This window comes from Caulobacter sp. B11 (assembly GCF_002737765.1).
In the GTDB taxonomy this organism is placed as follows: domain Bacteria; phylum Pseudomonadota; class Alphaproteobacteria; order Caulobacterales; family Caulobacteraceae; genus Caulobacter.
This window is the reverse complement of record NZ_PEGG01000116.1, coordinates 1-9,128: the sequence shown is the minus strand read 5'-3', so window position 1 is coordinate 9,128 and position 9,128 is coordinate 1. Positions and strand designations below refer to the sequence as shown.

The 9,128-nt window shown below is 67.7% G+C and carries 11 protein-coding genes and 2 pseudogenes; 5 read left to right on the top strand and 8 right to left on the bottom strand.

Features of this window, described 5'->3' with window-relative positions:
* Positions 1 to 296: 296 nt before the first annotated feature.
* The 5 genes from CSW58_RS14985 to tcyJ form a co-directional block, all read right to left on the bottom strand.
* Entirely contained in the window at positions 297 to 440 is a 144-nt protein-coding gene (locus CSW58_RS14985; protein WP_236627678.1) for a hypothetical protein, read from the bottom strand.
* Between the two features lie 368 nt (positions 441 to 808).
* Positions 809 to 1,075, bottom strand: coding sequence for a hypothetical protein (locus CSW58_RS06210; protein WP_236627677.1), 267 nt, complete (start codon positions 1,073 to 1,075; stop codon positions 809 to 811).
* A gap of 60 nt (positions 1,076 to 1,135) precedes the next feature.
* Positions 1,136 to 1,876: an amino acid ABC transporter ATP-binding protein gene (locus tag CSW58_RS06205; protein ID WP_099446700.1), complete on the bottom strand. Its 741-nt coding sequence runs from the start codon at positions 1,874 to 1,876 to the stop codon at positions 1,136 to 1,138.
* On the bottom strand, positions 1,873 to 2,529 hold the full coding sequence (gene tcyL / locus CSW58_RS06200) for a cystine ABC transporter permease (RefSeq protein WP_099446699.1): 657 nt from the start codon (positions 2,527 to 2,529) through the stop codon (positions 1,873 to 1,875). The genes CSW58_RS06205 and tcyL overlap by 4 nt, the downstream gene beginning before the upstream one ends.
* 37 nt (positions 2,530 to 2,566) lie before the next feature.
* The gene (gene tcyJ / locus CSW58_RS06195; RefSeq protein WP_099446698.1) at positions 2,567 to 3,361 is read right to left on the bottom strand and encodes a cystine ABC transporter substrate-binding protein; all 795 of its coding nucleotides are present in this window, start codon (positions 3,359 to 3,361) and stop codon (positions 2,567 to 2,569) included.
* Positions 3,362 to 3,528: 167 nt separating this feature from the next.
* Here tcyJ and CSW58_RS06190 point away from each other — a divergent pair, with 167 nt between their 5' ends.
* Entirely contained in the window at positions 3,529 to 4,722 is a 1,194-nt protein-coding gene (locus CSW58_RS06190; RefSeq protein WP_099446697.1) for a M48 family metallopeptidase, read from the top strand.
* Positions 4,723 to 4,765: 43 nt separating this feature from the next.
* The gene (locus CSW58_RS06185; RefSeq protein WP_099446696.1) at positions 4,766 to 5,239 is read left to right on the top strand and encodes an SRPBCC domain-containing protein; all 474 of its coding nucleotides are present in this window, start codon (positions 4,766 to 4,768) and stop codon (positions 5,237 to 5,239) included.
* Here the strand turns inward: CSW58_RS06185 and CSW58_RS06180 are convergent.
* Positions 5,226 to 6,339: pseudogene (locus CSW58_RS06180) on the bottom strand (beta-ketoacyl-ACP synthase III). The gene CSW58_RS06185 and the pseudogene CSW58_RS06180 sit on opposite strands and share 14 nt — an antisense overlap.
* 227 nt (positions 6,340 to 6,566) lie before the next feature.
* Between CSW58_RS06180 and CSW58_RS06175 the strand changes: the two are divergent.
* From CSW58_RS06175 to CSW58_RS06165, 3 genes and pseudogenes are all read left to right on the top strand, one after another.
* Positions 6,567 to 7,097 carry a porin family protein gene (locus tag CSW58_RS06175; RefSeq protein ID WP_099446695.1) on the top strand — a complete coding sequence of 177 codons (531 nt, stop codon included), beginning with the start codon at positions 6,567 to 6,569 and terminating at the stop codon, positions 7,095 to 7,097.
* A 157-nt stretch (positions 7,098 to 7,254) separates the two neighbouring features.
* The gene (locus tag CSW58_RS06170; protein ID WP_099446694.1) at positions 7,255 to 7,656 is read left to right on the top strand and encodes a hypothetical protein; all 402 of its coding nucleotides are present in this window, start codon (positions 7,255 to 7,257) and stop codon (positions 7,654 to 7,656) included.
* Positions 7,653 to 8,614: pseudogene (locus tag CSW58_RS06165) on the top strand (sterol desaturase family protein). The gene CSW58_RS06170 and the pseudogene CSW58_RS06165 overlap by 4 nt, the downstream one beginning before the upstream one ends.
* 20 nt (positions 8,615 to 8,634) lie before the next feature.
* On the opposite strand, the gene CSW58_RS15725 reads toward CSW58_RS06165, so the two are convergent.
* Together CSW58_RS15725 and CSW58_RS15720 are read right to left on the bottom strand one after the other, a co-directional pair.
* A complete protein-coding gene (locus tag CSW58_RS15725) occupies positions 8,635 to 8,832 on the bottom strand; it encodes an SDR family oxidoreductase (protein WP_255406562.1) in 198 nt (65 codons plus the stop codon).
* Between the two features lie 17 nt (positions 8,833 to 8,849).
* On the bottom strand, positions 8,850 to 9,128 hold a 279-nt coding region (locus tag CSW58_RS15720), incomplete at its 5' end, for an SDR family NAD(P)-dependent oxidoreductase (RefSeq protein ID WP_255406561.1).

Below are 9,128 nucleotides of genomic sequence, written 5' to 3'. Positions count from 1 at the left end.
CCTGGGGGGCGTGGACGGCGACTAAGGCGTCGCGCCAGGCCGGCAGGCCTCGCGGGCCATCCAGGCGGGATCCTGCCATTCCGCAGGGCGACGGCGCGGCCCAGGGCCTCGACGGCGAACTTGCGGAAGGTGCGCGAGGGCAGGCCCGCGGTGGCCGGATAGACCGCCTCGACCGGCGGGATGTCGCGACCCGCTCGGCCTCGATCAGATAGTCGGATGGGCGACCTGGATCTCGCTTGCCGAAGCGCTCGACCTTGCCGCTGACCGCCCGCCGGGCTCCCGGCGGATGGGCGCGCTCAAGGTGGGCGCCATGGCCTTTTGAACCAGCACAGGGTGATGAAGCCGGTTTCGTCCCAGCTGCGCACCCGCCAAGGCTGACCGGCCCGCTGCGGCGGCATGTGGGCGTCGATGGTCACGACGAAGGTCTGGACCCTGGCCATCGATGGCGTGGTCAGCCGTGGTCGCCGTGCGCCGGATCACCGCCTGGGGCAGGGTGAACAGCACATTCGCGCACAGGGGGCCGGCAGGCGCTCGACCAGCGGCGCGACGCGCGGGCCCACGCCTTTCAGCGTGGAGATGGCGGCGAACAGCGGAAAGAGGGACTCAGGGCGCGCATGGCCGGCACCATAGCGGGGCTTTGGCCGAATGGGGACGGAAGCCGTCGACGCCCGAACGGCCGCTGGGTCAGAAAGTGGGGGTCAGGCGCCGAGGTCCATGCCGACAGGCCCCGTAGCGGCCAGACGCGCGGGGCGCCTGGCGTCGCTGGGATATCAGGCCTCTTCGCGGTTCATCACCGGATCGAGCGCCGTCACAAGGTCATTGTACTCGTCGGTGCGCGAGGCACCGGAGACGTTGAGCCGGGTGTAGAGCAGGGTCGCCCCATGTTCTCGGCCGCTTCGGAGAAGCGCGCGCCGGAGGCGTGCAGGTTGTTGGCCTCGCCCGCCATCAGCACGGTGCCGGCCTCGTCGACATAGACGAAGTTGCCGGCGATCGTGGTCCGAGGGTCATGGTCCTCGGCCAGCTTGTAGCGGTAGACGGCGCCCGAGGCGCCTTTCAGATCGATATAGGGTTTCACTGGACCTCGCCTCAATGCACACGGCGTTGGCGTCGAGGAGGTGAGGGGCCGTTGGCCAAATTATGGCTGAAGGCCGCGCACCTTGCTCAGGAATCGTCGCGTGCGCTCTTCCTTAGGCGACCCCAGCACCTCTGCGGAAGGGCCTTGCTCAATAATAACGCCGTCATCCATGAATATCGTCCGATCCGCGACGTCCCTGGCGAACTCCATTTGATGGGTGACGATGACCATGGTGCGCTTCTCGGCGGCCAGGGCCTGGATCACCGAGAGCACCTCGCCGACCAGCTCCGGGTCGAGGGCCGAGGTCGGTTCGTCGAACAGAATGACCTCGGGATCCATGGCCAGGGCGCGGGCGATGGCGCAGCGCTGCTGCTGGCCGCCGGACATCTCGGCGGGGCGCGCATCGACCCGGTGGGCCAGCCCGACCTTGGTCAGCAGGGCCAGGGCCTTGGCCCGGGCCTCGGCCGGCTTGACGCCGTGCACGACGATCAGGCCCTCGGCCACATTCTCCAGGGCGGTGCGATGCGGAAACAGGTTGAAGCTCTGGAACACGAACCCGACCCGGCCCTTGAGGGCGCGGGCCAGGCCGATCTTGCCGCCCGCCGTGACGCCGGCCACGGTCAGGGTTCCGGCCTCGGGCGTTTCCAGCCCGGCCAGGCAGCGCAGCAGGGTGCTCTTGCCCGAACCGCTCGGGCCGATCACGGCCACCACCTCGCCCGGCGAGACGGTAAGGTCGACTTCGTTGACCACGGTGACGCCGTCGAACCGCTTGACCAGGCCCCGGGCTTCGATGGCGCTCATCGGCGGCCCTCCGCGCGACGCTGCAGCCGGTCCTGGCCGAGCGCCAGCAGGCTGGACAGGATCCAGTAGAGGGCGGCGGCCGCCAGATACATGGTGAAGATCTCGAAGGTGCGGGCGGTGATCAGCTGGGCCTGGCGGAACAGTTCCGGCACCTGGATGGTGGCGGCCAGCGAGGTGTCCTTGACCAGGCTGATGAAGCTGTTGGCCAGGGGCGCGACGGCGGTGCGGGCCGCCTGGGGCAGGATCACCCGCCGCAGGGTCTGGCCGCGGGTCATGCCCAGCACGCTGGCGGCCTCCCACTGGCCCTTGTCGACGGCGGCGATGGCGCTGCGCAGGATCTCGCAGGCATAGGCGGCGATGTTCAGCGAAAAGCCGATTCCGGCCGCCAGCAGGGGCGGCAGCTCGATGCCGAACTGCGGCAGGCCGTAATAGATCAGGAACAGCTGCACCAGCAGCGGCGTGCCGCGGATCGCCGAGACATAGATCCCTGCCGGCCAGCGCAGCAGAAGCGAGGACGACAGCCGCATCAGGGCCAGGCCAAAGCCCAGGGCCAGGCCGAGGCTCATGCCGATGACGCTGAGCAGGATCGTGTAGACCGCGCCCTTCAGCAACAGAGGGGCGGACTGAACGACCAGGTCGAAGGCGGCGCTCATCGGGCCTGGAGCCGGCTTGCGAGGATGGCGGCCAGGCTCACCCGGTCACGTCCTTGCCAAACCAGGTCATCGAGATCGCCTTCAGCTGGCCGCTGGCGCGCAGGGCGTCGAGGGCCTGGTCGATGACCACCTTGAGGGCCGGGTCCTTGAGCAGGGCGATCCCGCTGTCCTGCGGGGCGAAGGCCGCGCCCTCGGCGGCGAAGTCGGCGGAACCCTTGACGAAGGCGGCGGCGACCAGGGCGTCGTTGAGCACCGCGTCGATGCGGCCGGCCTTGAGGTCCTGATATTTGGTCGGGTCGTCGTCATAGGTGCGGACGATGGCGTCGGGCACATTGGCGCGCAGCCAGGTCTCGTAATTGGTCGACAGGCCGACCCCGACCTTCTTGCCGGCCAGATCGGCGGGCTTGAGCAGGTCGGCGCGGCCCTTGCGGGTGATGATCTGGATGCCCGAGGTCGTATAGGGCTTGGAGAAGTCATACTTGGCCTGGCGGGCCGGGGTGATGGTGATCTGGTTGATGACCACATCGATGCGGCGGGCTTCCAGCGCGCCGAGCAGGCCGGCGAAGGGAATCGGGCTGAACGCCGCCGTCGCGCCCATCTTGCCGGCCAGGGCCTTGGCGAAATCGACCTCGAACCCGGTCAACTGGCCCTGGGCGTCCTGATAGTTGAAGGGCGGATAGGTGCCTTCCAGCCCGACCCGCAGGACCTTGGTGGACTGGATGCGCTTGAGCGCCGACTCGGTGCTCTCGCCGGACTTGCCGCAGCCGGCGACGACCAGCGACGCGCCCGCGCCCAGACCCAGAAGCAGTTCACGACGAGCCAAGAATCGCATGCGGCGACTTCCATCCAATTTCGACGGTCCAGTTCTATACGGCTCGCGCGCCGCCGCCAGAGGCAAGCGTCGGCGCGCCGCGCCCGAGCTTCAGGTGACCACGAATTAACCTGACGCCCCGGATTTCCTCTGGCCATCTGCGGCCTGACCACCACGGGGGAGGGGACATGGCTCAGTCATTCGATCCGGCGGCCGCGACAGCCGCCTATCTGGCGCAACTGCCGCCCGAGGCGCACGCCAAGGCGACCGCCTATACCCAGGGCGGCCACTGGCTGATGCTCTGGGGCCTGATCGTGGCCCTGGTGGTCGCGACGATCATCATTCGCAGCGGCGTGCTGGTGACCCTGCGTCGCCGGCTCGAGCGCCGGCGATCGCGTCCGGTGATGGTCAGTTTCCTGGTCGGCTTCGCCTATCTGTTGATCGACTGGCTGATCAGCCTGCCCTGGTCGGCCTATTCGGGCTGGTGGCGGCAGAAGCAGTACGGTCTGACCAGCCAGCCCTTCGGCGGCTGGCTGGGCGAGGCCGCGATCGGGGTCGGGATCGGCGGGCTGTTCGCGGGCCTGTTCCTGGTCGCCCTCTACGCCCTGATCCGCAAGGCCCCGCGCACCTGGTGGCTGTGGAGCGGCGGTCTGTCGGCCGCCTTCATCGCCGTGCTGATGCTGGTCTCGCCGCTCTATATCGAGCCGATCTTCAACAAATATACCCCGGCCCCGGCCGGCCCGGTGCGCGACGCGGTGGTCGAGATGGCCAGGGCCAACGGCGTGCCGTCCGACAAGATCTTCGTCTATGACGGCTCCAAGCAGTCCAACGCCTATACCGCCAATGTCTCGGGCCTGTTCGGCTCGGCCCGGGTGGCGATGAGCGACACCATGTTCAAGCAGGGCGCCGACCTCGCCGAGGTGCGCGCCGTGGTCGGACACGAGATGGGCCACTATGCCCACCAGCATTCGCTGTGGATCGCCGGGGTGATGAGCCTGCTGTCGATTGTGGCCTTCTTCCTCGTCGATCGCCTGTTCGCCCCGGTCTCGCGCCTGCTGGGGGCCGACAATGTCCAGGGTCTGGCCGATCCGGCCGGCCTGCCGGTGCTGGCGGTGATCCTGGCGGTGCTGGGCCTGGTGGCCGCACCGCTGCAGAACAGCCTGATCCGCTTGGCCGAAACCGACGCCGACCGCTTCAGCCTGGAGCGTGTCAATGAGCCCGACGGCCTGGCCAAGGCCCTGGTCAAGACCATCGCCTACCGCGCCGCGAGCCCGAGCCAGCTGGAAGAGATGCTGTTCTACGACCACCCGGCCGTCAGTGTCCGCATCCGCCGCGGCATGGACTGGAAGGCGGCGCATCCGGCCAGCCCCACCAAGCCTTGATCCCCTGAAGCGCCTGTGCGTTCCTTAGCAAGGAGGAACGCGCATGACCGATCCCATCCATTGCGATGTCCACGTCGACCTTCCGCCCGCGGCGGCCTTCACCCGCTTTGTCGACGACCTGAGCCTCTGGTGGCCGCTCAGCTACACCTGGAGCGGCGCGAAGTTCAGCTATGCCCGGATCGAGCCGGCGGTCGGCGGTTTCTGGGGCGAGACCGACGCGGAGGACTTTGACTGGGCCTGGGGCGAGGTGCGCGCCTACGCGCCGGGCCAGCGGTTGGTGCTCAGCTTCAACATCGGCGCCGATCGCCAGGCTGAGCCGCCTGAGCGGCGGAGCGAGGTTGAGATCAGCTTCCAGCCGGACGGCGCCGGGACGCATATCCGTCTAGAGCATCGCGACCTCGACAAGCATGGCGCAGACGCGCCCGCGATCGCCCGCGACATGGGCGAACGGGGCTGGCTGCTGATCCTGGCGACGTTCGAGCGCGAAACGCGCCGGGCGCGCCCTACCGCTTCCTGACAAACACCGTGCCGGCCGAATAGCCCGCGCCGAAGCTGCAGATCAGCCCCGTTTCGCCGGGCTTGAAGTCGTCATTGGCCGAGTGGAAGGCGATGATCGAGCCGGCCGAGCTGGTATTGGCGTACTCGTCGAGGATGATGACGTTCTCGCCGGGGGCGGGGTCGCGGCCCAGCACCTTGCGGCCGATCATCTCGTTCATGTTGATATTGGCCTGATGCAGCCACATTCGCTTGAGGCCATGCGGATCGACGCCCAGGTCGGCCGCGTGCTGGATGATCATCTCGCTGACCATCGGCACCACCTCGCGGAACACCTTGCGGCCTTCCTGCACGAACAGCTTGTCCTTGGCGCCGATCCCCTCGGGGCGGCGCGGTTGAGGAAGCCGAAATTGTTGCGGATATTGTTGGAGAACACCGTCTTCAAGCGGGTTCCCAGGATCTCCCAGCCGCCGGTCGCCTGGGCGGCGTCCTCGATGATCACGGCGGTGGCCACGTCGCCGAAGATGAAGTGGCTGTCGCGATCGGTGAAGTTCAGGTGGCCCGAGCAGATCTCGGGATTGACCATCAGCACGGCCTTGGCGCTGCCCGAGGCGATGAAGTCGGCGGCGGTCTTGATGCCGAAGGTCGCCGAGGAGCAGGCGACGTTCATGTCGAAGGCGAAGCCCTCGATGCCCAGGGCCTGCTGCACCTCGATGGCCATGGCCGGATAGGCGCGCTGCATGTTCGAGGCCGCGCAGATCACCGCGCCGATCTCGCTGACCGGCTTGCCCCAGGCCTTGATCGCCTGTTTGGCGGCTTCCACGGCCATCTCGGCTAGGATCGAGATCTGCTCATTGGGCCGCTCGGGCAGGATGGGGCGCATCACGGCCGGGTCGAGGATCCCGCTCTTGTTCATCACGAAGCGCGACTTGATGCCCGAGGCCTTCTCGATGAATTCGGGCGAGGAGGGGCGAGGGCGACCACCTCGCCGGCGGCGATGGCCTCGGCGTTGGCGGCGTTGAAGCGCTCGACATAGGCGTTGAAGGCCTCGACGAGTTCGGCGTTCGAAATGCTGTGGGGCGGGGTGTAGAGCCCGGTGGCGGCGATGACGGCTTGATGCAAGGCGACTGTCCCGATGACGCGGCGAGGTCCGGCTTCGGCCCCGCGCTTATGTTCTCTCTGGGGTCGTTGATAACATGGATGACGCCGCCGTCACGCCCGGCTGAATGTCGGGTTCGACACGCAATGGCCCCAAACCCGACCGTTCGCCGCCGCATCCTCGCCGCCTTAGGTCTTTAGCCAAGGGGTGGCTGCGGGGGCGCAAGTGTTGCGTAAGAAGGAATAAGAAAATGAAGGCTCTCATCTTCGCGGCGGTCGGCGCTGCTTCTGTCACCCTAGTTCCCGCCCTGGCTTCAGCCCAGGTCGCCCCTGAATATTACGGCTCGCTGGGCTACAACAACACCAAGATCGACGACGCCAACCTTGGCGCGGTCCAAGGACGGCTTGGCGCTAAGCTCAACAAGAACTTCGGTGTCGAGGCCGAGGTGTCCGGCGGCGTGAAGGACGACGAGATCACGGCCGGCGGCGTGCCGGTCAAGGTCGAACTGCAACATCAGGCCGCCGCCTATGCGGTGGGCTTCCTGCCGGTGACCCCGCAACTCGACCTGATCGCCCGCGCCGGCTACGGCACCACCAAGGCCAAGGCCTCGGCGGTCGGGACCAGCTTCAGCGACAGCAACGAAAGCTGGAACTACGGGGTCGGGGCGCAATACAGCTTCGACGCCAAGAACGGCGTGCGGGCCGACTGGACCAAGTCGGAATACCAGCACTCGGACTCTGATTCCGACACCGTAGCCGTGGCCTACGTCCGCAAGTTCTAGGTCTTCCACCTTCAGCGTCATTGCCCGGCCCGGCCAGGCGATGACGCTGAAGGGCGTTGGGGCGGTCCGCCGCCCCAACCTGCCCCTGCGACACCCTTGACGCCATGGCCGCGCCGCCCGACCCTGAGTTCCATAAAAAAGGGGAGGAAGCGTCGGCTTGGACAAGGCGCTCGTCATTCAACTGCTCGGTTCGACCGTGGCAATCAGCTTGCTGGTCGCCGTGGCGGCCTGGGGCCGCATTCCGCGCCCGACGCCGCCGCTCGACGACGCGGCCGCCCGCGCCTTACTGGCGCTCGAATTTCCCGATCATGCCGTCGACTCGCTGTGGATCGCCGCCGACGGCGCGGGGGTCATCGCCCGCTCGGGCGACGAAGCGCTGATCCTCTGGCGCAAGGGCGACGGCTATGTCGCCCGCAACGCGCCCTGGCGACAGGCCCTAAGCGCCCAGGCGGCCAAGGGTCGCCTGACGCTGAAGCTGGCCGACGGCCGTCCCCGTTTCGCCCTGTCGGACGGCGCCTGGCCGCCCGCCGAGTTCGTCTCGCGCGAGGTCGCCGCATGAAGTCCGATATCGATCCCGTCCAGATGGCGATCCCGTTCTTCGTGATCGCCATCGTTCTCGAGGTGATCCTGGCCCGCATGGGCAAGGCCAAGGCCAATTACGAGACCAAGGACACCGCCACCTCCCTGGCCATGGGCCTGGGCAGGCAGCACATCGCCGGCCTGTTCACCGGCGGGGCGGTGTTCCCGCGCCGCCCTGTGGGCCCTATGAGCACCGGCTGTTCACGATCCCAATGACACGCGATCTGGGCCTGGCCTGGGTCGTGCTCTTCCTGGCCGGAGGACCTGACCTATTACTGGTTCCATCGCCTGAGCCACGAGCGCCGCTTCTGGTGGGCCAGCCATGTGAACCACCACACCTCGACCCACTACAACCTGTCGACCGCCCTGCGGCAGACCTGGACGGGCGGCGTGGCCGGCACCTGGCTGCTTTGGCTGCCGCTGTCGTTCCTGGGCTTTCCGCCGGCCATGGTGGCCATCCAGAAGGGGTCAGCCTCGTCTACCAGTTCTGGATCCATACCGAGGCGATCCACCGCTTCCCGCGCTGGTTCGAGGCGGTGTTCAACACCCCGTCGCATCACCGGGTGCACCACGCCCGCAACGCCCGCTATCTGGACGCCAACTATGCCGGCATCCTGATCATCTGGGACCGGATGTTCGGCACCTTCATCCCCGAGATCGACGAGGAGCCCTGCCGCTATGGCACGGTCAAGAACCTCGGCAATTTCAACCTGCTGCACAATGTCTTCCACGAGTGGATCGGCATCGGCCGCGACCTGGTCTCGGCCCGCTCGCCGCGCGAGGCCGTGGGCTATGTGTTCGGCCCGCCGGGCTGGAGTCCGGACGGCTCGCGCGACACCTCGCATACCATCAAGGCCAAGTGGCGGGCGCGGATCGATTATGAGGCGACGGCGACCACGATAGCGCCGGCCGCCCCGGATGAGGGGCGCCGGGACTAGAGGCTTTGCGGAGAGTCTGATCAGCCGGGCGCGGCGGCCGATCCGGCCAGCAGGCCGCCGTCGATATTGAACTCGGAGCCCGTGACATAGCCGGCCTCGTCCGAGGCGAGGTAGACCGCCAGACCCGCGACCTCTTCAACGGCGCCGAAGCGTTGCAGCGGCGTATCCCGGACGAGGCCGGCCATCCGCGTCGCCCGCTCGGCCCCTTCGCCGAGCATCGGCTCCCAGATCGGGGTCAGGATGGCGGCGGATGGATGGAGTTGCAGCGGATCGTCAGGCCCTGTTGGGCGGCCCACAGGGCGACGGTCTTGCTGTGATTGCGCACGGCCGCCTTGGAGGAGGCATAGGCCGCGGCCGCGGGAATGCCGACAAGACCCGAGCGGGACGAGATGTTGAGAATGGCGCCCGACCCGGTCGGGCGCATCGCCCGGATCGCCTCGCGACAGCCCAGAAAGACGCCGTCGAGATTGGTGCGATGCACCGCCCGCCAGTCTTCCAGCCGCGCGTTTTCCGG

Coding starts and splice junctions, on each gene's coding strand:
- CSW58_RS14985 (WP_236627678.1), bottom strand. CDS start 440: ATGGCCAGGGTCCAGACCTTCGTCGTGACCATCGACGCCCACATGCCG.
- CSW58_RS06205 (WP_099446700.1), bottom strand. CDS start 1,876: ATGAGCGCCATCGAAGCCCGGGGCCTGGTCAAGCGGTTCGACGGCGTC.
- tcyL (WP_099446699.1), bottom strand. CDS start 2,529: ATGAGCGCCGCCTTCGACCTGGTCGTTCAGTCCGCCCCTCTGTTGCTG.
- tcyJ (WP_099446698.1), bottom strand. CDS start 3,361: ATGCGATTCTTGGCTCGTCGTGAACTGCTTCTGGGTCTGGGCGCGGGC.
- CSW58_RS06190 (WP_099446697.1), top strand. CDS start 3,529: ATGGCTCAGTCATTCGATCCGGCGGCCGCGACAGCCGCCTATCTGGCG.
- CSW58_RS06185 (WP_099446696.1), top strand. CDS start 4,766: ATGACCGATCCCATCCATTGCGATGTCCACGTCGACCTTCCGCCCGCG.
- CSW58_RS06175 (WP_099446695.1), top strand. CDS start 6,567: ATGAAGGCTCTCATCTTCGCGGCGGTCGGCGCTGCTTCTGTCACCCTA.
- CSW58_RS15725 (WP_255406562.1), bottom strand. CDS start 8,832: ATGCTCGGCGAAGGGGCCGAGCGGGCGACGCGGATGGCCGGCCTCGTC.